General features: G+C 62.5%; 19 protein-coding genes. 11 read left to right on the forward strand and 8 right to left on the reverse strand.

Annotation, left to right across the window (positions count from 1 at the left end):
* Positions 1-135 precede the first annotated feature (135 nt).
* The gene (locus P775_RS08675) at positions 136-1035 is read left to right on the forward strand and encodes a LysR family transcriptional regulator (protein ID WP_099910610.1); all 900 of its coding nucleotides are present in this window, start codon (positions 136-138) and stop codon (positions 1033-1035) included.
* 20 nt (positions 1036-1055) lie between these two features.
* Here P775_RS08675 and P775_RS08680 read toward each other — a convergent pair whose 3' ends face one another.
* Together P775_RS08680 and P775_RS08685 are read right to left on the reverse strand one after the other, a co-directional pair.
* Positions 1056-1769 carry an anti-sigma factor gene (locus P775_RS08680; protein ID WP_099910611.1) on the reverse strand — a complete coding sequence of 238 codons (714 nt, stop codon included), beginning with the start codon at positions 1767-1769 and terminating at the stop codon, positions 1056-1058.
* Positions 1766-2335: a sigma-70 family RNA polymerase sigma factor gene (locus tag P775_RS08685; RefSeq protein WP_180287380.1), complete on the reverse strand. Its 570-nt coding sequence runs from the start codon at positions 2333-2335 to the stop codon at positions 1766-1768. The genes P775_RS08680 and P775_RS08685 overlap by 4 nt, the downstream gene beginning before the upstream one ends.
* 258 nt (positions 2336-2593) lie before the next feature.
* Here P775_RS08685 and P775_RS08690 point away from each other — a divergent pair, with 258 nt between their 5' ends.
* The 4 genes from P775_RS08690 to P775_RS08705 all read left to right on the forward strand — a co-directional run bounded on the left by P775_RS08690 (position 2594) and on the right by P775_RS08705 (position 7072).
* Complete coding sequence (locus tag P775_RS08690; protein WP_099910612.1) at positions 2594-3376, forward strand: DUF4394 domain-containing protein; 783 nt, start codon at positions 2594-2596, stop codon at positions 3374-3376.
* Between the two features lie 390 nt (positions 3377-3766).
* On the forward strand, positions 3767-4993 hold the full coding sequence (locus P775_RS08695) for a glutathionylspermidine synthase family protein (RefSeq protein ID WP_099910613.1): 1227 nt from the start codon (positions 3767-3769) through the stop codon (positions 4991-4993).
* A gap of 19 nt (positions 4994-5012) precedes the next feature.
* Positions 5013-5609, forward strand: a complete 597-nt coding sequence (locus P775_RS08700; RefSeq protein ID WP_099910614.1) for a DUF1190 domain-containing protein — start codon at positions 5013-5015, stop codon at positions 5607-5609.
* A gap of 41 nt (positions 5610-5650) precedes the next feature.
* A complete protein-coding gene (locus P775_RS08705; RefSeq protein WP_099910615.1) occupies positions 5651-7072 on the forward strand; it encodes a DUF6880 family protein in 1422 nt (473 codons plus the stop codon).
* Positions 7073-7156: 84 nt separating this feature from the next.
* Here P775_RS08705 and putA read toward each other — a convergent pair whose 3' ends face one another.
* The gene (gene putA, locus P775_RS08710) at positions 7157-10825 is read right to left on the reverse strand and encodes a bifunctional proline dehydrogenase/L-glutamate gamma-semialdehyde dehydrogenase PutA (RefSeq protein ID WP_099910616.1); all 3669 of its coding nucleotides are present in this window, start codon (positions 10823-10825) and stop codon (positions 7157-7159) included.
* A gap of 178 nt (positions 10826-11003) precedes the next feature.
* Positions 11004-11936: a LysR substrate-binding domain-containing protein gene (locus P775_RS08715; RefSeq protein ID WP_099910617.1), complete on the reverse strand. Its 933-nt coding sequence runs from the start codon at positions 11934-11936 to the stop codon at positions 11004-11006.
* A gap of 133 nt (positions 11937-12069) precedes the next feature.
* On the opposite strand from P775_RS08715, the gene katG reads away from it, so the two are divergent.
* On the forward strand, positions 12070-14298 hold the full coding sequence (katG, locus tag P775_RS08720) for a catalase/peroxidase HPI (RefSeq protein WP_099910618.1): 2229 nt from the start codon (positions 12070-12072) through the stop codon (positions 14296-14298).
* A gap of 304 nt (positions 14299-14602) precedes the next feature.
* On the opposite strand, the gene tkt is transcribed toward katG, so the two are convergent.
* Complete coding sequence (tkt, locus tag P775_RS08725) at positions 14603-16648, reverse strand: transketolase (protein WP_099910619.1); 2046 nt, start codon at positions 16646-16648, stop codon at positions 14603-14605.
* Positions 16649-16844: 196 nt separating this feature from the next.
* On the opposite strand from tkt, the gene P775_RS08730 reads away from it, so the two are divergent.
* Positions 16845-17363: a hypothetical protein gene (locus P775_RS08730; RefSeq protein ID WP_099910620.1), complete on the forward strand. Its 519-nt coding sequence runs from the start codon at positions 16845-16847 to the stop codon at positions 17361-17363.
* On the forward strand, positions 17363-17764 hold the full coding sequence (locus P775_RS08735) for a cell division protein ZapA (protein WP_099910621.1): 402 nt from the start codon (positions 17363-17365) through the stop codon (positions 17762-17764). The genes P775_RS08730 and P775_RS08735 overlap by 1 nt, the downstream gene beginning before the upstream one ends.
* Positions 17765-17899: 135 nt before the next feature.
* Here the strand turns inward: P775_RS08735 and grxD are convergent, their stop codons facing one another.
* From grxD to xth, 3 genes are all read right to left on the reverse strand, one after another.
* Positions 17900-18271, reverse strand: a complete 372-nt coding sequence (gene grxD / locus P775_RS08740) for a Grx4 family monothiol glutaredoxin (protein WP_099910622.1) — start codon at positions 18269-18271, stop codon at positions 17900-17902.
* A gap of 130 nt (positions 18272-18401) precedes the next feature.
* Entirely contained in the window at positions 18402-18644 is a 243-nt protein-coding gene (locus P775_RS08745) for a BolA/IbaG family iron-sulfur metabolism protein (protein WP_099910623.1), read from the reverse strand.
* 96 nt (positions 18645-18740) lie between these two features.
* Entirely contained in the window at positions 18741-19523 is a 783-nt protein-coding gene (xth, locus tag P775_RS08750) for an exodeoxyribonuclease III (protein WP_180287381.1), read from the reverse strand.
* A gap of 367 nt (positions 19524-19890) precedes the next feature.
* On the opposite strand from xth, the gene P775_RS08755 reads away from it, so the two are divergent.
* From P775_RS08755 to P775_RS08765, 3 genes are all read left to right on the forward strand, one after another.
* The gene (locus P775_RS08755) at positions 19891-20370 is read left to right on the forward strand and encodes a DUF6749 family protein (RefSeq protein WP_099910625.1); all 480 of its coding nucleotides are present in this window, start codon (positions 19891-19893) and stop codon (positions 20368-20370) included.
* Positions 20371-20456: 86 nt separating this feature from the next.
* A complete protein-coding gene (locus P775_RS08760; protein WP_099910626.1) occupies positions 20457-21557 on the forward strand; it encodes a DUF6902 family protein in 1101 nt (366 codons plus the stop codon).
* A complete protein-coding gene (locus P775_RS08765; protein ID WP_099910627.1) occupies positions 21554-22447 on the forward strand; it encodes a DMT family transporter in 894 nt (297 codons plus the stop codon). Before P775_RS08760 ends, P775_RS08765 begins: the two co-directional genes overlap by 4 nt.
* Positions 22448-22486 lie beyond the last annotated feature (39 nt).

Below are 22486 nucleotides of genomic sequence, written 5' to 3' on the forward strand. Positions count from 1 at the left end.
GGGGGCTTTCGGCAGGAACGGCGGCACCCACATTCGCCCCACGGACCCTTCGATCGCGATAGATCTGCATTTTCTTCGTTTAATCTTGATGGATTGCAGCTATATCCCAAGCTCTTTGTGGAGGAGAGAGCGGCAATGATCGACAAGTTGGAGATGTTCATCGCGGTCGCAACCGAGGGGCATTTTGGTCGTGCCGCAGAAACGCTTGGTATCAGCCAGCCTACCCTGTCCTCGGGGATCAAACAGCTTGAGGGACAGCTTGGCGTGCGGCTGATCAGTCGCGGATCGCGCTATGGTGGCCTGACCGCCGAGGGCAAGCTGGCGCTGGAACGGGCGCGCAAGATTGTCGGCGAAACCCGTACCTTGCGTGAAGAGATGCGCTTTACCCGTGACGGGCTGACCGGACAGCTGCGCATTGCGGTCATTCCCACAGCCCTGATCTGTGCCGCCAATCTGGTCACCCGCTTCACCGACCGGCATCCGCAGGTGAACGCCATCGTGCTGTCGCGCACATCGTCGGAAATTCTGCGCATGCTCGACAATCTCGAAGTGGATGCCGGGCTGTCCTATCTCGACAATGAACCGCTTGGGCAGGCAACGACGCAGGATCTCTATCGCGAAAGCTATGTTCTGGTCTGCGCACAGGATTCTCCGCTTGCGGGAAGAAAGGTTGTGGCATGGTCCGACCTCGGGGCGCAGAAGCTCGCGCTTCTGACCGGGGATATGCAAAACCGCCGCATCATGAATCGCAATTTCCGCGAGGCAGGCGTGGTGCCCGATTGCGCGGTTGAATCGAATTCTCTGGTGGTGCTTGCCTCGAAGGCGGCGCAAAGCGGCTGCGCCACCATCCTGCCCAAAGATGTTGCCGGCTTCCTCACGGCGGGTAATGGCCTTGTCACCGTGCCGTTGAAAGGCGGGCAGCCGGGGCATGCCGTGGGCATCGTCGCCCCCAAGGCCGAACCGCATTCCCCGATCATCCGCGCCCTGTTGCTAGAAGCGCGACGCATGGCTGAGAACACTGCCCGCGTCGCCTGACGCGGCAGGACCGGGGGCAATTACAGCTGCTGCGCTGCAAACCCCTTGCCGATGATCGGGCCGGTGGGGCGACCGGTGGGCGATCCGCCGGCAGGTTCCAGCGTGACCTCATAGAGCTGCTGCGCCATCGGCCCGGGCAGATCGTCAAAGCTCAGCCGGGTCGGGGCCGTTCTCTCAAGCACCCCAAGCGATGTCGCCCCCATTTCGGCCGTGGGCAGGGTCCAGACCTGCAGCGACCGGTCCGAGGGCACGTCGATATCCGCGACGAAACGCACGGTTGCGGTGTCATTGCCATAATCCTCGATCACGGCCTGCGGCACACCCTCTGCGTCCAGCAGCACGGCAACAACCATCGGTTCGGGCAGCGGTCGCATCCAGCCCGCGCCAAAGCCGACGGCAATGCCAACAAGCGACGCCGCAATCAGTCCAATCCAGGATCGTGATGGCGCACGGGACAGATTGGCGGCGCGCGGCATGGCATCGCTCAGCGGCGCGGCGCGCATCGGTTCCGCCGCAATCTGCGCCTGCACCCGCACCAGAAACTCTTCTGGCAAGGCGCTGTGCGGCGCGGACAGATCCAGCGGCAGCAACTGGTCCCGCAAGCCGCCCACATACCGGGCAAGATCGCCGTCACGTTCGATGACCTCCTCGAAAATCCGCGCTTCGCCCTCTGGCATCAGGCCAAGCACGTAGTCAGATGCAAGGTCGCGCATCTCTGTCGAAAGATCGGTCATGACAGACACTCCTTCAGGGCACTCAGCCCTCTGCGGATCAGCGACTTTGCGGTCCCCAAAGGCACATCCTGCCGCGCCGCGATTTCGCCATGGCTGAACCCGGCCACATAGGCCAACAGGATGAACTGACGGCTTTGTCCGTCGAGCCCGCTCAGACAGTGGCGCAGCTTGCCCGGCCCGGAAAGGATTTCCCAGTTTTCCGCCGGCACGATCTGCTGGCGGGCCTCCTGCACCAGCGCCAGATCGGCGGGGGCCAGAATGCTCAGCCTGCGGCCATCGCGCAGGATGTTCAGGCAGCGGTTGCGCAGGATGGCATAGATCCAGCCGCGCGCCGATCCGTCACTCTGGCGGTGGTTTGCCGCCTTGCGCCAGACCTGCACCATCGCATCCTGCAGCGCCTCTTCGGCCAGATCCGCCCGGCCAAGAATACGCTGTGCCACCCCCAACAGCTGACCGCCCTCAATATCAAGGATCACGGCAAGGCCATCTTCCTGTCCCGCCGCACAATCCGCCAGCGCCTGTCGCAGCCGCGCGGCGCGGTCTTGTCCCGTGTCGTCATCGCTCATGCCCGGCACCTCCCTGCGTGGACGTGCCCCTGTCTCGGGCCACCACGGCGCCCCGAGGCCAGAGGGCATGCCGCTGCCCGTCGTTTGGATCCTCTGATGCATCATTTGCGCTCCATTCAAAAGCGAAGACACGAGGCGAGGACAAGCGGATGCAATTTTTTTTCGAAAACCTGCATCCGTTTGCGCATCCCCCGTGTCTTCGGGACATGGACGGCGAAAGGTGCCGTGCCCAACTGGACCCAAACAAAGGATATTCTCATGCTTCGTACTGCTGTTTATGCCACCACCGCCCTTGGTCTGTCCCTGTCTGCGGCTGTTGCCGCCCCGGCTGTCGGCCTGGTCGGTGACAAGACGCTGGTGATGTTTGACACCGAAACGCTCGAAGTCTCGGGCATGATGGAGGTGTCCGGCGTCGACAGCCTGCTGGGCATCGACTTGCGTCCCTCCAACGGCACGCTTGTGGGCGTGACTGCCGAGATGGGCATCGTCAGCATCGACACCGCAACCGGTGCCGCGACCGAGATGTCGATGATGGACACGGCGCTTGAGGTCAATGACATGCCGGTGATCGTCGATTTCAACCCGGCAGCGGACAAGCTGCGCTTCATGACCGGCACCACCAACCACCGGGTGGACGTTGACACCGGTGCTGTGACCGTGGACGGCAGCCTCGACTGGCAAGAAGGTGACATGCATGTGGGCGAGGCGCCCGCAATTGTCGCCGCCGCCTATATCAACAGCTACGGCAAGCCCGAAACGACCAAGATGTTCGACATCGATTCGACCATCGTCGCCGTGATCCAGCAGGTTTCGCCCAATGACGGCACCCTTGGTGCGATCGGCAAGCTGGGCATCGACAGTCCGGCGGACACCTATGCCTTTGACGTGCAGACGACGGCCGAGATGGAAAACATGGCCTGGCTGGTGAACGGCAACATGCTCTATTCTGTCGATCTGGACAGTGGCGCCGCCACGGGTGTCGGCATGATCGAAGGCATTGATGGCCAGATCCGCGACATCACAGTCCTGCCCGCGATGTGATCTGAGGTAAGATCCGCAGACCGGCGCGCCAGCTTTGGCCGCGCCGGTCTATCCCGTCAGAGGTCAAGAACCGGCAAGATTTCGCTGTCAGGCGAAGGTGCTGACACGGCAGTTTGTGCGATGACTGAAGCATCCTATCTTTACGGGAAACTGGATCCTTCCAGTTATGCCTCTTGGTCGAATTTGCACTGAAAATTACGAAACTGGGCCTGCCAAAACGCTAATCTGTATACCGTCCCAGTCACTCAGCTATCGCATCCCGATCGCGGCCCCGGGTCGATCGCAAGAACGCCCACAGCTCTCTCTGCCGTTGTGCCGCACCCTTCTGGTTCTGGTCTCCGCTGATATATTCGCATACGGGGGTGCAGGCTTTGGGGGGAAGGGCGGGACATGCAGAAAATCACGCTGCCGGAACGGGCGGACTGGCGGGCGCTGGCCCAAGAGGTTGGTTTCAGCTTTGCCGACATGCATGGCGAACCCTATTGGGACGAAACATCCGCCTATCAGTTCACCCTGCGCCAGATCGAAAAAGATATCGAAGATCCGGCAACAGAGCTGCATGGCCTCTGCCGCGAAGCCACGGCCAAAATTGTGCAGAGCGAGCAATTGCTGACCAAGCTCGGCATTCCAAGGGACTTTCACGATCTGGTCGCCGATAGCTGGCTGCAGAACCAGCCGGAAATCTATGGCCGTTTCGATCTGGCCTATGACGGCACCGGCCCGGCCAAGCTCCTGGAATACAACGCCGATACGCCGACCTCTCTTTATGAAACCGCCTCGTTTCAATGGATCTGGCTTGAAGGGCAGATTGCTGCCGGTGTGCTGCGCCCCGGCGATGACCAGTTCAACGGCGTGCACGAGGCGCTGGTAGACCGGTTCAGATCGCTCTTTGCGCCCGACACGGATCTGCATTTCGCCGCCCATACCAACAGTGCCGAGGATTACGCTACGGTCGAGGCGATGGGCTGGGCCGCCCGCGAGGCCGGTCTGGGGGCTCATTTCACCGAACTGTCCAAGATCGCGATCAGCAAGGATGGCCAGTTTCTGGATGAACAGGACCGTGTGATCGCCATCCTGTTCAAGCTCTATCCGTGGGAGGATCTGCTGCGCGACGACTATGCCCGGTATATCGCCGGTTCCAACTGCCTTCTGCTGGAACCCGCTTGGAAGGCGGTGCTGTCCAACAAGGGACTGCTGCCCGTCCTGTGGCAGATGTTCGAAGGCCATCCCAACCTGCTGCCGGCCTTTTTCGAAGCAGATGTGACTGACGCCTTGGCCGGGCGTGGCCCTGCCGCCCCCGATGTGGCCGCGGCGTTCGGGCGGGCCCGCGCGCAACTGATCAAAGGCCATGTGACCAAGCCATTGTTTTCGCGCGAAGGTGCGTCAATCCGCATCGTCGAAAACGGGAAGGTCACGCTTTCCTCTGACGACGACAGCTATGGCAACCATCCGCGTGTGGTGCAGGCCTATGCACCGCTGCCGGACTTTGACGGGTTTCGCCCGATCATCGGCGCCTGGGTCGTGGGGCAAAGCTGCGCTGGCATCGGCATCCGAGAAGACCGCTCGCGCATCACCCAGGACCTGTCGCGCTTCAAACCCCATTTCATCCGAGACTGACCCGATCAGGAGAATCCCCGTGAGCCATCCCACCAGAAAACGGTCCAGATCCGTCGCGCTCTGCATCCTTGGCGCCACCGCCTTTGCGCTTGCGGGCTGCCGCGAGGAACAGGTCGATGCGCAGGCCTTTCCCGATCTTGCCAGTTGCAAGGCAGCCTCGGCCAAAGGCGGCCTCTTTTCAGTCGATGAATGCGATCAGGCCTTTGCCGAGGCCGAGATGCTGCATGTGGAATCCGCGCCGCGCTATGACAGCCTGCAGGTTTGCGAAGAACAGCACGGCGAAGGCGCTTGTGGTACAGAAGAACAGCAGGTGTCCAACGGCGGCTCCGGTAGCATCTTTATGCCGCTGCTGGCAGGCTATCTGATCGGCAACATGCTGGGCGGACGCGGGGGCCTTGCGGCTGCACAACCGCTCTATCGCAATGGTACGGGTGGCTATACCGATGCGGCGCGCAGCAACTCCTATTCCAGCAATGCGGGCAAGGCCAAGCTTGGAACATCGATGTTCAACAAGCCGACGCCGACGGTCGGCAAACCCCCGATGAGCCGCGCCACCGCTATGTCGCGCGGCGGTTTCGGAAGCGCGGGCGGCTCGCGCGGCGGTTTCGGCGGCTGAACGGGCTTTTCTTGCGCGGCGCGGGATGGCAAACATAACGCATGTCCAAGAAAACCCTGAATGCCGCCAATCTGACCGCCCTCGGGGCTGACCGTCTGGCCGATCTGCTGATCGAGGTCAGTCAGGGCAGCGCCGAGATCAAGCGCCGCCTGCGGCTTGAGCTGAGCCATCACCTTGGCCCGCAGGAACTCGCCCGCGACGTGCGCAAGCGTCTGGCCAGTTTGCGCAAATCCACCAGCCACGTCAGCTGGCGCAAACGGCCCGCGCTGGTGCGCGATCTGGCCACACAGGCCGAGATGATCACCGACCGCATCGCGCCCGCAGATGCCGCGCTGGGGTTTGATCTGTTGTGGGATTTCACCGCCCTCGCGCCCATGCTCTATGAACGGGTCGATGACAGCCGGGGCGAGGTGGGCGATGTGTTTCGCGCCGCCCGCGACCATTTCGCAGCGATTGCGCCGCGTGCGGGTCTCGACCCTGTGGCGCTGGCCGAACGGGTCTGGGATGCGGTGCGGGGCAACGGGTACGGTGAATTCGACGGGATCATCAGCCTGCTGGCACCCGCGCTTGGCGATGCCGGGCTGGCGCAGCTGGGCCTGCATGTCGATGCCTACGAGGCTGCACCGCTTGAGGGCGATGCCGAAACCCATGCCGCGCTGCAATTCCTGCGCGATCTGCGCAGCAGCGGGCGCGGCAACTATCTGGCGGATCAGAAATCTGGCCTGATCCGCGCCACCCGGCAAGAGATTGCCGAGGCGCAGGGCGACACCGATGCCTATATCGCGCAATATTCCGATCAGGATCTGACCCATCCGCGCATCGCCGCCGACGCCGCCGCGCGGCTGCTGGCCGAGGGGCGCGCGGCAGAGGCGCTGGACCTGCTGGGGCCGGTGGACGGGCAGCCGGGGCCGGAATGGGATGCGGTCTATATCGAGTGCCTGATTGCCGTGGGGCAGGTCGGGGCGGCGCAGGACCATCGCTGGGCCCGGTTCTGTGCCACGCTTGATCCTGAGTTTCTCAAGGACTACCTCAAGCTCCTGCCGGATTTTGAGGATATCGAGGCCGAGGACCGCGCCAAGGCGCATGTGCTGCAACACCCGAATGTGCATGCGGCGCTGGTGTTTTTCCTCAACTGGAACGATCTAATTTCTGCGGCGCGGCTGGTCGTGGCACGGGGGCACGCGCTGAACGGGGATTTCTACGAAATCCTCACCCCGGCGGCTGATGCCCTGCGCGAACGGCATCCGCTGGCGGCGGTGATCTGCCTGCGGGCGATGATCGACTTTGCGCTGAGCAAGGGGCGGGCGAGCCGCTATGGCCATGCGGCGGATCATCTGATGGACTGCGCAGCGCTGGATGGGGAGATCGCAGATTATGGTCTGTTCCAAAGCCATCTGCGCTATGTGGAAACCCTGCGCAGTCAGCACGAGCGCAAGGCGTCATTCTGGGGTCGCTTGGGCTAAAGCCCTGTCGCAGAAACGAAAAAGCCCGGCGCGTTGACGCCGGGCTGTGCATGTATCCGTCCGGCAGTGCGCCGGGCGTGAAGTTTAAGAAGACGTCGCCAGCAGGCTCGCATTGCCGCCCGCCGCCGTGGTGTCGATGCACAGGTGGCGTTCGATCACATAGCGCTCTGGCGCGACCAGTTCGGTCACCAGCGGCAGGATCGGGCCGTCGCGGCGTGACAGGGCGATGCGCAGCGACCGGGTCCAGTCCGACGCCCCCGCTGCGGCCACCACTGCAAAGCCTTGCAATGTCTCAAGCGTTTCGGGATCCACCGTGCCGTCAAGCGCCGTCACCGGCGCACCCGCCGCCGACAGGGCCACCGACATCGACGACGATGCCCCCGGCACCACGATCACCACACCACAGCCCGCGCCCGTCGCCTGAATGGCCTGGGCGACCGCGATTTCCTCGGTCGGGCCAAGGCAAAGCACCATGCCCTTGGGGAACATGCGCAGGCGGTTGCTTTCGCCTGTCGGCCCGGGAAGGGTCTGGGGCGACATGTCAAACGCTGCCGTCTCCGCCAATGCCCGGCGCACAAGCCCGCTGCGCCCGCTGAGCGCGGCGCGCAGGACCGACACCTTGTCCGTCCGTGCCGCCCAGTTGCGCGCGTCGATCTTGCTGAACGCCAGCTCGATCGCCTCGCGGCCCGGATTGGGGCCGACGGGGGCGGCGGGATGTTCCACCTTGCCGGTGCGGCGGAACCGGGTGAGGTAGAGCGGGCCACCGGCCTTGGGACCCGTGCCGGACAGACCTTCGCCACCAAATGGCTGGCTGCCGACGATGGCGCCGATCTGGTTGCGGTTCACATAGGTGTTGCCCACATGGATACGCTCGACAATCTGCTGCACGCGGTCGTCGATGCGGGTGTGCAGGCCAAAGGTCAGCCCGTATTCGCGGTCGTTGATCGCATCCACCACCTTGTCGATATCGCGCGCCTTGAAGGTGGCCACATGCAGCACGGGGCCAAAGATTTCGCGCTCCATATCCGCGATGCCCTTCACCTTGACCACCGCCGGGGTGACATAGGTGCCGCCGTCTGGGGCGGGCAGGGTTTTCATCAGCGTACCGGCCTTTTTGTGCGCCGCGACGTAGTCCATGATGCCCTGCTGCGCCTCGGCGTCGATCACTGGCGAGACGTCCACATCGGTCTCCCACGGATCACCGATCACCAGCGCCTCCATCGCGCCGTAGAGCATTTCGATCAGACGGTCATGCGCCTCTTCCTGCACATAGAGCATGCGCAGGGCCGAACAGCGCTGACCCGCCGACTGGAAGGACGAGATCAGGATATCGCGCACCGCCTGTTCGGTGAGCGCGGTGGAATCGACGATCATCGCGTTCAACCCGCCGGTTTCCGCGATCAGCGTCGCATCCGGCCCGGCATTGTTCGCCACGGCCTTGTGGATGATCTGCGCCACCTCGGTCGAGCCGGTGAAACACACACCCGCGATGCGCGGATCGCTGGTCAGCGGGCCGCCCACCGTGGGGCCGTCACCGGGCAGCAGTTGCAGCGCGGCCTCGGGCAGGCCTGCCTCGCGCATCATCTGCACGGCGCGGGCGGCGATCATCGGCGTCTGTTCCGCCGGTTTGGCGAGCACGGCATTGCCCACCGCCAGCGCGGCGGCAACCTGACCGGTAAAGATCGCAAGCGGGAAGTTCCACGGGCTGATGCAGACAAAGACGCCGCGCGGCCTGCCGGGGTCTTCATCCTCCAGCCGCTCAGCCTCATTCGCATAGTAGCGCAGGAAATCGACCGCCTCGCGCACTTCGGCAATGCCGTCTGGAACGGTCTTACCGGCCTCGCGCGTGGTGATGGCGGTCAGTTCGGCGGTGTTCGCCTCGTAAAGATCGGCCACCTTGCGCAGGATATTCGCGCGGTCTGCCACGGAAACGGCAGACCATTCCTCAAATCCGCCCTGCGCAGCATCCAGCGCCGCCGAAACCTCTTCGGGGGTGGCATCCTGCACCGTGCCGACAACACGCTTGCTGTCCGCAGGCGAGTAGACATCGCGCTTGGGCCCTTGCGGCGCCGGGTTGCCGACAATCATCGGCCCACCGGTCCAGATCGTGTCGGCAAAGCTTTCGCGTGCGGCCAGCAGCGGCAGGATCGACGCGGGTTCGTTGATGCGGAAGCCTTTGGAGTTCGGGCGTTCGGGCATGAACAGATCGCCGGGCAGGGAGATCGTCGGGTTGGCGATGGCACCGTTCAGGGCCTGCACCTCATTCATCGGATCGGTCGAGATCTGATCAGACGGGATGGAATCATCCACGATCTGGTTCACGAAAGACGAATTCGCGCCGTTTTCCAGCAGACGCCGCACGAGATAGGCCAGCAGATCGCGGTGCGCGCCGACGGGGGCATAGATGCGGCAGCGCGTGCCTTCCGCTTCCTTGACGATACCATGCAGGGATTCGCCCATGCCGTGCAGGCGCTGGAATTCAAAGCTACCCTTGTCATTGCCGGCCATGGCGATCACGGCGGCGCAGGTGTGGGCGTTGTGCGTCGCGAACTGCGGATAGATCCGGTCGCGCCGGTCCATCAGCATCTGCGCACAGGCCATATAGGAGGTGTCGGTGTTGACCTTGCGGGTGTAGACCGGAAAGCGTTCGACACCCATTTCCTGCGCCAGCTTGATCTCGGTGTCCCAATAGGCGCCCTTGACCAGACGGACCATAATCTTGCGATCATAACGTTCTGCCATGTCATAGAGCGTTTCGATCACGGGGGCGGCGCGACGGCCATAAGCCTGCACCACAACGCCGAAACCGTCCCAGCCTTTGAGCGCCTCATCCGACAGCATCGCCTCGATCACATCGAGCGACAGGTCCAGACGGTCCTGTTCTTCGGCGTCGATGTTAAAGCCGATGCCCGCCTTGGCGGCCTGCTTGACCAGATCCAGCGCGCGGGGCAGCAGTTCCTTCATCACCGTGTCTTTGTGGGTGTATTCATAGCGCGGGTGCAGCGCCGACAGCTTCACCGAAATCCCCGGCGAGGATCGCACATCGCCCTTGGCTTGCTTGGCAATCGCGGCAATCGCCTTGGCATAGGCGGCGTGATAACGCACGGCGTCGTCGTCGGTGCGGGCCGCTTCGCCCAGCATGTCGTAGGAATAGGTATATCCCTTTTTCTCAAGCTCGCGGGCGTTCTTCATGCCTTCGTCAATGGTCTGACCCAGCACGAACTGACGGCCCAGAATCTTCATCGACTGGCCTACGGCTTTGCGCACCACCGGCTCGCCCATGCGTTTCACCAGACCGCGCAGCACGCGGGCGGGGGCGCGGGGGTCATCGTCCAGCACACGACCGGTCAGCATCAGCGCCCAGGTCGAGGCATTGACCAGCGAGGACGAGGAATTGCCCAGATGCGCGCCCCAGTTGGACGGCGCAATCTTGTCCTCGATCAGATCGTCGATGGTTTCGGCGTCCGGCACGCGCAGCAGCGCCTCGGCCAGACACATGAGGCCGACGCCTTCTTCGGTCGACAGGCCGTATTCGGCCAGAAACGCCTCCATCATCGATGGCGAGGTTTCCTTGCGCACCCGGTCCACATATTGCGCGCCCGAGGCGGCAACCTTGGCGCGGTCCTGTTCGGACAGCGTGATGCGGGTCATCAGATCCTGGATCATCGTCGCCTCGTCCGCGGTATAATTCGCGCGCACTTTCGCGCGGAACGTGTTTTCCGTGGCGATCTTGCCGGTTGCGGCTGCGGTCATCAGAGGTCTCCTTGATCTGGGAAAGGCAGGCCCGCGCCCGGCGGACGGCCCTTTTCCAAGAACGGTAAAGAGATGTGGAACAGTTGCAAGTCAGGCCGCGCGCCTGTGATGAATTGCGGGAAAACCGAAAAGCGTGACGGCGGGTTTTTGGCCCTTTGTCCTGCAAAAGTGCCAGTTTTCAGGCCGTGCTCTGCCCCGTTTCTGCCGTCACTGTTCCGGATTCGGGCCTCAGGCTGTCGGCAAGCCCCGCTGCCAGCGCGGTCAGCTGTTCAGCCAGCGGCGAGGATTTCCGCCAGATCAGCCCCACGGTCCGGCTCGGCTGCGGTTCTGAAAACCGCCCGATCACCACGGGGGCCGAACGCGTTTCCACCGCCACCGCCATTTCCGGCAGCAGCGTCACACCGATGCCCGCACCGACCATCTGCACCAGCGTTGACAGGGACGACGCGTCCAGCCCGTATTTGGCCCGGCCCGCCGCCAGATCGCAGAACGACAGCGCCTGATCGCGGAAACAATGGCCTTCCTCCAGCAGCAGCAGACGCATTTCGCGCAGACGCTCGCGGTCGGGCATCGGGCGGTTGGCCTCGTCCCGGTGGCGCACCAGAACAAAGCTTTCGGTGAACAGCGCGACCTCGGTCAATGTCGGTTCCGAAATCGGCAGCGCCACGATGGCGCAGTCCAGCCGACCTTCTTCCAGCTCGTCGATCAGCAGGGCGGTGGTGGTTTCGCGGATATGGATGTCGAGCGCGGGCCAGGTCTGCGTCAGGCTGCGGATGATCACAGGCACGAGGTAGGGCGCGATGGTCGGGATGACCCCGATGCGCAGCCGTCCTGTCAGCCCGCCCTGCGACAGCCGCGCAAGATCACCCAGCTCGTCCACCTTGCGCAGGATATCCCGCGCGCGGGCAGCGAATTCGGTGCCGAACGGGGTCAGGCGCACCTGACGCGGCCCGCGTTCGAACAGTGTCACGCCCAAAGACGTCTCAAGATCGCGGATCTGCACCGACAGCGCCGGTTGCGAGATGTTCGAAGCTGCAGCCGCATGGCCAAAGTGTCCGTGGCGGGCAAGCGCCTCGAAATATCGCAGCTGTCGCAAAGTCAGATTGTTCATAGGTTAAAGTTATCGCGGAAATACATAAATGCAACTTAAATCAATCACATTGATCTGCTAGGAGTTTGGAATGATTCCAATCAGGGGCGCAGTCTGTGCCTCTGATAACCGACGACGATACAGGGAGATCCTCATGGACGGAAATGACGCAGCCGCAGGCAAGTGCCCGGTCCTTCACGGTGCCTCGACTTTGCACACCACCAACCGCACACGGTCGAACCGCGACTGGTGGCCGAACCAGCTGAACCTCAAGATCCTGCACCAGAATCTGCCGCAGACCGACCCGAACGGCGCAGATTTCGACTATGCCGCCGAATTCGCCAAGCTCGATCTGGCCGCGGTCAAGGCCGACCTCACCGCGCTGATGACCGACAGTCAGGACTGGTGGCCTGCGGATTACGGCCATTACGGCCCGTTCTTCGTGCGCATGGCCTGGCATTCGGCCGGCACCTACCGCACAGCCGATGGCCGGGGTGGGTCGACCTCGGGTTCGCAGCGGTTCGCGCCACTGAACTCCTGGCCCGACAACGGCAACCTCGACAAGGCACGTCGTCTGCTGTGGCCGATCAAGCAGAAATACGGCAACAGCCTCAGCTGGGCAGACCTGTTCATCCTGACCGGCAACGTCGCGATGGAATCGATGGGCTTCAAGACCTTCGGTTTCGGTGGCGGTCGCGAAGACATCTATGAGCCCGAGGAAGACATCTACTGGGGTGCCGAGGACGAATGGCTTGGCAACAAGGACGAACGCTATGACGCGGGCGAGGATGGCATGGGGCGCCTCCTGGAAAACCCGCTGGCCGCCGTGCAGATGGGTCTGATCTACGTCAATCCCGAAGGTCCGAACGGCAATCCCGACCCGTTGAAATCGGCATTCGACATCCGCGACACCTTTGAGCGTATGGCGATGAACGACGCAGAAACCGTTGCGCTGACCGCCGGTGGTCACACCTTTGGCAAATGCCACGGGGCTGGCGATGCGAGCCTTGTGGGCGCAGAGCCCGAGGCCGGTTTGATGGAGGACATGGGGTTCGGCTGGAAGAACACCTTTGAATCCGGTCGTGGCGCGCACACCACCACCAGCGGCATCGAAGGGGCCTGGACAGCGACGCCCACAACTTGGGACATGAGCTATCTGGAAACCCTGCTGGGCAACGAGTGGGAGCTGACAAAATCCCCCGCCGGTGCACATCAGTGGCGCCCCAAAGCTGGTGCGATGTCGGATGCCGTGCCGGATGCGCATGACGCCACGCGCAAGCACGCGCCGATGATGACCACCGCCGACATGGCGATGAAGATGGACCCGGAGTACGCGAAGATCTCGCGGCACTACCTTGAAAACCCGGACGTTTTCGCCGATGCCTATGCCCGCGCCTGGTTCAAGCTGACCCACCGCGACATGGGCCCCAAGGTGCGGTACCTTGGCTCCGAAGTGCCCGCCGAAGACCTGATCTGGCAGGACCCGATCCCCGCCGCCGATTACGATCAGATCGACGCGTCGGACATTGCCGCGCTGAAAACCCAGCTGTTGAACAGCGGTCTGCCGGCGTCTGAACTGATCCAGACGGCCTGGGCCTCGGCCTCGACCTTCCGTGGGTCGGACAAGCGTGGCGGTGCCAATGGTGCCCGCATCCGTCTTGCCCGGCAAAAGGATTGGGAGGCGAACCGCCCCGCACAGCTTGCCCGCGTGCTTGAGGTGCTGGAAGGCATCAAAGCCAGCTATGACGCGGCCAATGGCGCGAAAAAGGTCAGCATCGCCGACCTGATCGTTCTGGGTGGCGTTGCGGCGGTCGAGGCGGCGGCCAAGGCCGGTGGTCACGCGATTGACGTGCCCTTTACCCCGGGGCGCACCGATGCAAGTGCCGAGCAGACCGATGCCGAAAGCTTTGAGCCGCTTGAGCCGCGCGCTGATGGTTTCCGCAACTTTCAGGCGGCGGATTTCACTGCTTCGCCCGAGGAACTGCTGGTCGACCGTGCCCAGCTGCTGACTCTGACCGCGCCGGAAATGACCGTTCTGGTCGGTGGTCTGCGCGCGCTCGATGCAAATGCGGGCGGCGCCAAACATGGTGTGTTTACCGACCGTCCCGGCACGCTCAGCAACGACTTCTTCCTCAACCTCCTCGACATGGGGACAGAATGGAAGCCGGTCAGCGAAGGCGCCAAGGTCTATGAGGGCCGGGATCGCAAATCGGGTGAGGTCAAATGGACCGGCACACGCTGCGATCTGGTGTTCGGCTCTAACTCTCAGCTACGTGCAATTGCCGAGGTCTACGCCCAGAACGGCGCTGACGCGAAATTCGTCAAGGACTTTGTTGCGGCCTGGACCAAGGTGATGGAGCTGGATCGTTTCGATCTGAAATAGGAACGATCTTTTGGGTGCAGGGCGCCTCCTGCACCCATATTACCTGCGGAAAGCGGCCGTTGACGCGGCCGCCTTTTCTTTGGCACGTTCCAAATGGAAATAGCACGTTGCAAACGCAGCCTGTCACGTTCCAGGTGCCAATTTGCAGATTCAAACCCATTTGACCTATAAACGCAGCTTGTCACGTTCTAAAAATACTCTGTCACGTTCCAGAAATATATTGGCACGTTCCAAAACCAAGCGTTCCAAACAAAACGCCCCGGATCAATGTCCGGGGCGTTGTCTGTTTCAACGAAGCGCAGCTTCAGACGCTGGCGTCATCCTGCCATTTGCCGGCAAGCAGATCGCGCACTTTCTGCGCGGCCTTTTCGGCAGTGATGCCGAAATGTTCGTACAGCTCTTCCGCCGGGGCGGAGGCCCCGAAACCGTGCATGCCGATAAAACCCGACTTTTCGCGCTTGCCGCGCTCACCGCTCAGCCATTTGTCCCAACCGAACTGCACACCGGCCTCGATGGCAACACGCACAGGACCTGCGGGCAGAACGCGGCGACGGGCGGCTTCGTCCTGCGCTTCGAACAGCTCCCAGCAGGGCATGGACACGACCCGCGTGCCGATGCCCTCGGCCTGCAGGATGTCCCGCGCCGCCATGGCGATGGAAACCTCAGAACCCGTTGCCATCAGGATTGCCTGACGCTTGCCATCCGCATCTGCCAGAACATAGGCACCCTGTTCGACCATGTTCTTGTTCTTGTGCTCGGTGCGCACGGTGGGCAGGTTCTGACGCGACAGGGCCAGCACCGACGGCGTTGTCTTGCTGGTCAGCGCGATTTCCCAGGCTTCAGCCGTTTCCACCGTATCGGCGGGGCGGAAGACATAGGTGTTGGGTGTCGCACGCGAGATGGCGAGGTGTTCGACGGGCTGGTGCGTCGGGCCGTCTTCGCCCAGACCGATGGAATCGTGGGTCATCACAAACACCGTCGGGATCTTCATCAGTGCCGCCAGACGCATGGCGGGACGCGCATAATCGGTAAAGCACATGAAGGTGCCGCCATAGGGGCGCACGCCGCCATGCAGCGCCATGCCGTTCATCGCCGACGACATGCCATGTTCGCGGATGCCGTAATAGACGTAACGCCCGCCACGGTTGTCCACGTCAAAAACACCCAGATCCTTGGTCAGCGTGTTGTTCGACCCGGTGAGGTCAGCAGACCCGCCCACGGTTTCCGGCATCAGCGGATTGATCACCTCAAGCACCATCTCGGACGATTTGCGCGTCGCGACCGACGGTGCCGTCTCGGACATCTGCTTTTTCAGCGCCTTGATTGTCGCGCTCAGCTTTTTCGGCGCATCGCCTGCCAGCTGGCGGTTGAACTCGGCGCGTTTGGTGTCGGACTGGGCGTCGAAACGCTCTTCCCAGGCGCGACGCACATCTGCACCGCGCGAACCGATGGCTTCCCAGCGGGTCTTGATGTCATCGGGCACTTCGAACGGGCCGGTGGTCCAGCCATAGACCTCTTTGGCGGCCGCCATCTGGGCCGCATCGGTCAGCGCGCCGTGGCCTTTGGAGGTGTCCTGCGCCGCGTGGCCCAGGGCGATATGCGTCTTGCAGGCGATCAGCGACGGGGTGTCGGTCTTTTTTGCAGCCGCAATCGCCTTGTCGATCGCCTCGGCGTCATGGCCGTCGATTTCCTGCACATCCCAGCCGGCAGCGGTAAAGCGCCCGACCTGATCGGTGCGGTCCGACAGCGACACCTTGCCGTCGATGGTGATGTCGTTGTTGTCCCAGAACACGATCAGCTTGGACAGCTTGTGGCGCCCGGCGATGCCGATGGCCTCGTGGCTCACACCTTCCATCAGGCAGCCGTCCCCGGCCATGACATAGGTGTAGTGATCGACGATCTTGGCGCCAAAGCGGGCGCGCTGAATTTCCTCGGCCATGGCAAAGCCGACCGAGTTGGAAATGCCCTGACCCAGCGGACCGGTTGTGGTTTCAATCGCGGTGGCATGGGTGTTTTCTGGATGGCCTGCCGTGCGCGCGCCCATCTGGCGGAAATTCTTGATTTCTTCCAATGTGATCTCGGAATCGCCCATGAGATACAGCAGCGAATAGACCAGCATCGATCCGTGCCCGGCAGACAGGATGAACCGGTCGCGATCCGGCCATGTCGGATTGGCGGCATCAAATTTCATGTGTTTGCCGAACAGCACCGTTGCCACATCGGCCATGCCCATCGGCATGCCGGAATGGCCGGATTTCGCAGCGGCAACAGCATCCAGCGTCAGCGCACGAATGGCGGTGGCAAGCGTCCAGTGATCGGGGTTCTTGGCTTTGAGCGCGTCTATATCCACGGGCAGCAGTCCTTTCAAAGGGTATCCCATGCTCAATACCAGCGTCACGGCGAAGATCAAGCACGCCCCCTAAGGCCTTGACACATATGGGGGCGCAATTTCCCATCTGGCTTGTTAAACTTGCCGTCAACAGAGTCTGAATGATTCGCCGGATAAACGGTGAAACAGGCTCGATAGGCAGTGCAGAGGGCAGGATATGACCCAGATAGAAGAACTGGAGCGTCGGATCACAGCAGCGCTGGACCGGATCGCTCAGGGCGTGGAAGCGTTTGATCAGGCCCCGGTGCCGGAACCGGCGGTGCCAGAGGCGGATCCCGCCGAACTTGCAGCACTACGCGAGGCGCTGAGCGAAGAGCAGTTGGCGAATGCGCAGCTTGAAGAACGGCTTCGGGTGCTGCGACAAAAGCCGGACAGCCCCGCGCCAGACCTCAAGGCGCAGTTGGCCGCGCAAAGCGAATCGATGACCACGCTGGATCTGGACCTGCAGCACCTGCGCCGGGCCAATGACATGCTGGTCAGCACCATTCAGGAATTGCGTGCCGCCCTGGAAGAGAATGTCGGAGAGCCGAACCTGATCAACAAGGCGATGCTGGCCGAGCTTGAGGCCCTGCGCGCCGCCCGGGCGGTGGATGCGGCGGAAACCCGCGCCGTGCTCGACACGCTGGAACCGCTGCTGGCCGAGGCAAGCAAACACACGGCAGAGGAGAGCGTATAATGCCCGAGGTTCCCATTGAGATCGGCGGCCGCACCTTCGAAGTCGCTTGTGAGCCGGGCGAGGAGCAGTACCTGCAATCCGCTGCACGCATGCTCGACATCGAAGCTTCGGTTCTGGTGGATCAAATCGGTCGCGTGCCGGAATCGCGGATGCTGCTCATGGCGGGCCTTATGCTGGCGGACAAGACTGCAGGGCTTGAGGATCGTCTGCGCGAAAGCGAGGATCGCATCGCCGGGCTTGAGGATGATTTGCGCGCCCTGCGCGAAACGCCGCCACCGGCCCCCGAACGGATCGAGGTTCCGGTGATCCCGTCAGAAGTGACCGAGTCACTGGCCGAAATCGCCGCTCGCGCCGAGGCGCTGGCAAATGACATCGAAGAAAAATCTGCCGCCAGGGGATAGGGCTCTCGCGGGCCGTCACGAAGCATCCTGAATACGCTTCTCATGCCGACTCAGTATCCTGCGGCAATCACCTGACAGAACACAAAAACGCCGCCCGGGCAGGGGCGGCGTTCCCGTCTTGAAATCCGAAAGATCTCAGCCGTTGGCTTCGCGGATCTTTGCAGCAGCATCCTTGTCAAACGTCACACCATTTGTCTCGAACAGCTGGTCCAGCTCGCCCGACAGGGTCATTTCCGTGATGATGTCGCAGCCGCCGACGAATTCGCCTGCGACGTAGAGCTGCGGGATCGTCGGCCAGTCGGAATAATCCTTGATGCCCTGACGGATGTCGGCATCTTCCAGCACGTTCACATCGGCGAATTCCACGCCCATGTAGTTCAGCACACCGGCCACGCGGCTGGAGAATCCGCATTGCGGCATGGCTTTTGTGCCCTTCATGAACAGAACGACTGGATTGGCCGTGACAGTGTCCTTGATGCGGGTCTTGGCGTCGGTTGTTTCAGTCATCTTTGGTCTCCGTAGTGTCGCGGCGCTGTTTCGCGGCTTTGATCGCCGGACGCAGGGCACCGTATGTGATAACGCCGACCAGGGCTAAGGCGCCCCAGATCGGCCATGTGTCAGCAAGCAAGGCCACGGATCAGGCCGGGACCTTGGTCGTCAGGGCCAGCGCGTGCAGGGCACCGCTGGGTCCGTCCATCTTTTCCTTCAGCGCCGCATAAACCGCGCGCTGCTGTTGCACCCGGTTTTTACCGCGAAAGGATTCGTCGATCACTTCGGCGGCGTAATGATTGCCGTCGCCTGCAAGGTCGGTAATGGTGATCTGAGCCGCCGGAAATTCCGCGCGGATCAGGTCTTCGATTTCCTGTGCCTCAATGGCCATGTGTCCGGGCTCCGCTGTCCTGTTTCCCCACAAGATGTAAGCGCGCCGCCGCTTGGGTGCAAGCGGTCGCATCTGTCAGGGTGGGGCGTTTACCCCTCAGGCGGCCAGGGTAACCCAGATCGGCACGTGATCCGATGGTTTTTCGCGCGCCCGGACCTCCTTGTCGATCTCGCAATGGGTCATCAGATCTGCGCAGGCTGGGCTGAGCAGGAAGTGATCAATGCGGATGCCGTTGTTCTTGTTCCACGCACCGGCCTGATAATCCCAGAACGAATAATGCCCGGGGCCCTGCGTGCGGGCACGAAATGCTTCGGTAAAGCCAAGGTTCAGAATGCGGCGAAACGCGGCACGGGTCTGGGGCAGGTACAGCGCATCCTCTTCCCAGGCCTTGGGGTTGGCGGCATCCTCGGCCTGCGGGATCACGTTGTAATCGCCCGCCATCAGCGCGGGCATCTCATCCGCCAGCAATGCGCGTGCCCGCGCCTCAAGTCGTTCCATCCAGGCAAGTTTGTAGTCATATTTCGGCCCCGGCGCCGGGTTTCCGTTGGGCAGATACAGACCGCACAGCCGCACGGCATGGCTGTCGCCCACCACCGTCGCCTCGATCCAGCGCGCCTGTTCGTCGCTGTCATCGCCGGGCAGGCCACGGCGCACATCCTCCAGCGGCAGCTTGGACAGGATCGCCACGCCGTTGAACCCTTTCTGACCATGGGTTTCGACATTGTACCCCCGGTCCTCGAACAGCTCGCGTGGGAAACCCTCGTCCACGGATTTGATCTCTTGCAGCAGGGCCACATCGGGCTGCGCCTCGTCCAGCCACTCGGTCAGGGCGCCGATCCGGGCCTTGACGCCGTTGATGTTGAAGCTGGCGATTTTCATGTCTGGCCTCCTGATGCTGCCGTGCCTCTATCTCTGATCGGCTGCGCTCTGACAAGCCGCAGTTCCGAATCGCCGGTCCCGCGCCGCCGCGAGACCCTCTCATCCAGCCCTGATTCGGGCTCATGCGTGTTCCGGAAAAAGATGGTTCAAGGGGGCTGGCGAAGCTTTTCGTACCATAGGTTAAAATTTATTTAACGCTGTGGATAACTTTGTGAAAGCCTACAGGAACTTAACGCTAAGTGACTGAATTCATGTGGATATATACGGGGAAAAACACGCTGACGCAGAAAAGTCGTTTTGAGAAACAATTCCGCCGTGCAAGCGTTTGAGGGCAAATCAGCACCATTCAAACCTTCTGGAGACTATCATGTCCGCTCAACTCAAACTCACCAACATCCAGTCCCGCGTGACGGTCTATGATCGCACAAAAACCACCAGCCTGCACGCTGGCGATGCCTGCGATCTGTTCACCTCCGGCTCGGCGCCGTCGGCTGCATGTGACGGCTTGCTTGGCGATGCAACGGGTCTCTTCACCTCCGGCTCCGCCCCACAGTTCAGCCGCGCCCTGACCGGCGACGCGGTTGAGATGTTCACTTCCGGCTCCGCCCCTGCAGGCACCAAAGCCGCAACAGGCGACGCGGTCGAGATGTTCACCTCCGGCTCCGCCCCTGCAGGCACCAAAGCCGCAACGGGCGACGCGGTTGAGATGTTTACTTCCGGCTCCGCCCCCGTTGGCACCAAAGCCGCAACAGGCGACGCGGTCGAGATGTTCACCTCCGGCTCCGCACCCGTGGGCATCAAGACCGCAGCAGGCGAAGGCACCGCGCTGTTCACCTCCGGTTCCTGAGCCAAAACCAAAAGCGCCCTCACAGCGCGACAGAAAGATCGGGGCGGGCCACAGGCCTTGCCACACGCAAGACAGGAAGACTGATCATGACCAATGTCATCCAACTCAACCTAACGCCCCGACTGACTTCGCAGGAGGCGCGCCTTGGCGCGCTTCTTGCCAGCTTTGCGCAAGACCGGCGCACCGGCGACGATGTCTTCTGGCTCAAGGAAAACGCCGAAGTCCTGAACATCCTCGAATCCACCGGCACCCAGGTGTCCCCAAACGCGCTGTCCGCCCATCAGGGGTTCTATAACGCTGTGGAACGACGCCTAAGTTTTTTCCCGCAATATTACCGCTTTCTGCTGTCGATCACGCTCGACCTCGAAGACCTCGGAATGCCTGGTGACAAGGGCGCGCAGCTGGTCGACTGGGCCGTGGCCCAAGGGCTTGCGCAGGCCGAACTTTCTGATCTGCAGCGGATGGAGGCGCGCCGCCTGATGGCCCGCCGCAACCGCGATCCGCTGCCCGATGACAGCGGATTGAACGACCGTGTCCGCGCCTTCATCAACCGCAGCGAAACCTTCACTCTTCCCAACAAGAAGGCCGCGTATGAGCTGACACATGCAGTGTTTTATCTCAGCGCCTATGGCCGCTGCGATCCGCTGCTGGACGCGGGCGCGCGCACCAGCCTGCATTACGCCGGCCTCTTGGCCTATCTGGATCAGAACGCCGATCTGCTGGCCGAAATCTGCATCGCGCTCGACTTTGCCGGAGAACCCGCACCGGCGCTCTGGACCAACTGGCTGGCGCGCGAGACGCATCTTTATGTCGTCACCCGCGATGATCATGCCTCGCTCAACGACGACTATCACGAATTTCTGGTCTGCCACTGGCATCAAGCCCTGCGCGGCGGACCGATCTTCAACGCCGCAATCGCGCCGGGCCGGATGCGGTTCGACCGCTCTGAACTGCGCGCCGCACCTCTGCGGGAAATGTCGGAATGTCTTTTCGCGATGCAAGAGGCGCGGTCCGGCGACTGGTCGCGGATGCGCGGCGTGATGCAGGACCAACTGACGCCCGAGGCTATGCGCATCGTCGCCAGCGCTGCAGAGGATGCGCAGTTCGAGGCGTTCTTTCACGGCTTTGCCCGCGTCGACCTCGCGCCGGCCAGCGCTGCCGGGATCAGACTCGGGGCCTTGGCATGAGGCGCCCCGTCGCGCTGCTCGGCGCGGCGCTGGTCGCACTTTATACGCTGATGATCTCGGCTGCCGACGGCATAACCAAACTGATCTCGCAGGATTACGCCGCGCCGCAGCTTTTTGCGCTCTCCGCGGCGATGGTTTTGGCGCTCAGCTGGGCCGCCAGCCATTCGAAACGCGATACAGGGGCAGGGGGTCTTTACACCCGTGCCCCCAGGGCCATGGCTCTGCGCGCAGGGCTGACGGTGCTGGCCGCTATCGGTTTCTTCCAGGCATTTCACCTGTTGCCCTTTGCGGATGTCTTCCTGTTCATCGGGCTCATGCCAGTGATCGCTGCCCTCCTCAGCGGGCCGTTTCTGGGGGAACCCCTGCGCAAAGAGGCGATTGCGGCGTTGGCTCTGGGCACACTTGGCCTGTATTGCCTGATGCCTGGCGGGCTGTCTGCCGCGCAGCCGGGCCACGCCTGGGCTTTGATGGCAGCGCTCAGCGGCACCTGCTCCATGCTCTGCGCACGCTACATTGGCCGTTTCGAAACAAACGCCCTGGCGCAGGTGTTTTATCCCAACCTTGCCATTCTTGGGGTGATGGGCGCCGCGCTGCCATTTGTCTGGCGCCCGATGAGCCTGCCTGACCTCGGCTGGGTGGCCGCCTATGCGCTGTTCCTGTTCGGCGCGCGCTGGATCTCTACAATTGCCCTGCGCCTGCTGCCCGCCTATGTGGCAACTGCACTGATGAATCTGCAATTTGTCTGGATGGTGGTGATTGGCTTCGTGGCCTTTGGCGAAGTGCCTGATTTCGCCAGCATGACCGGCGTTGCGCTGGTCATCACCTCCGGCCTCTGGCTGGTGATCGCGCAAAACGCGCCGAGTGTGAAATCGACGGCTGTTAAAATCTGAAACGAAATGCAGCGAGGGGCCAGCCCCTCGCACTCCCCG

The sequence above is a fragment of the Puniceibacterium antarcticum genome (assembly GCF_002760615.1).
In the GTDB taxonomy this organism is placed as follows: Bacteria; Pseudomonadota; Alphaproteobacteria; order Rhodobacterales; family Rhodobacteraceae; genus Puniceibacterium; species Puniceibacterium antarcticum.

Bases quoted from the DNA above. Each gene is read 5' to 3' on its own strand.
- P775_RS08690 (WP_099910612.1), top strand. From the start codon at position 2,594: ATGCTTCGTACTGCTGTTTATGCCACCACCGCCCTTGGTCTGTCCCTG.
- putA (WP_099910616.1), bottom strand. From the start codon at position 10,825: ATGACCGCAGCCGCAACCGGCAAGATCGCCACGGAAAACACGTTCCGC.
- grxD (WP_099910622.1), bottom strand. From the start codon at position 18,271: ATGACTGAAACAACCGACGCCAAGACCCGCATCAAGGACACTGTCACG.
- P775_RS08730 (WP_099910620.1), top strand. From the start codon at position 16,845: ATGACCCAGATAGAAGAACTGGAGCGTCGGATCACAGCAGCGCTGGAC.
- P775_RS08760 (WP_099910626.1), top strand. From the start codon at position 20,457: ATGACCAATGTCATCCAACTCAACCTAACGCCCCGACTGACTTCGCAG.
- P775_RS08745 (WP_099910623.1), bottom strand. From the start codon at position 18,644: ATGGCCATTGAGGCACAGGAAATCGAAGACCTGATCCGCGCGGAATTT.
- P775_RS08735 (WP_099910621.1), top strand. From the start codon at position 17,363: ATGCCCGAGGTTCCCATTGAGATCGGCGGCCGCACCTTCGAAGTCGCT.
- P775_RS08680 (WP_099910611.1), bottom strand. From the start codon at position 1,769: ATGACCGATCTTTCGACAGAGATGCGCGACCTTGCATCTGACTACGTG.
- P775_RS08705 (WP_099910615.1), top strand. From the start codon at position 5,651: ATGTCCAAGAAAACCCTGAATGCCGCCAATCTGACCGCCCTCGGGGCT.
- P775_RS08685 (WP_180287380.1), bottom strand. From the start codon at position 2,335: ATGAGCGATGACGACACGGGACAAGACCGCGCCGCGCGGCTGCGACAG.
- P775_RS08675 (WP_099910610.1), top strand. From the start codon at position 136: ATGATCGACAAGTTGGAGATGTTCATCGCGGTCGCAACCGAGGGGCAT.
- xth (WP_180287381.1), bottom strand. From the start codon at position 19,523: ATGAAAATCGCCAGCTTCAACATCAACGGCGTCAAGGCCCGGATCGGC.
- P775_RS08695 (WP_099910613.1), top strand. From the start codon at position 3,767: ATGCAGAAAATCACGCTGCCGGAACGGGCGGACTGGCGGGCGCTGGCC.
- P775_RS08765 (WP_099910627.1), top strand. From the start codon at position 21,554: ATGAGGCGCCCCGTCGCGCTGCTCGGCGCGGCGCTGGTCGCACTTTAT.
- katG (WP_099910618.1), top strand. From the start codon at position 12,070: ATGGACGGAAATGACGCAGCCGCAGGCAAGTGCCCGGTCCTTCACGGT.
- P775_RS08715 (WP_099910617.1), bottom strand. From the start codon at position 11,936: ATGAACAATCTGACTTTGCGACAGCTGCGATATTTCGAGGCGCTTGCC.
- P775_RS08755 (WP_099910625.1), top strand. From the start codon at position 19,891: ATGTCCGCTCAACTCAAACTCACCAACATCCAGTCCCGCGTGACGGTC.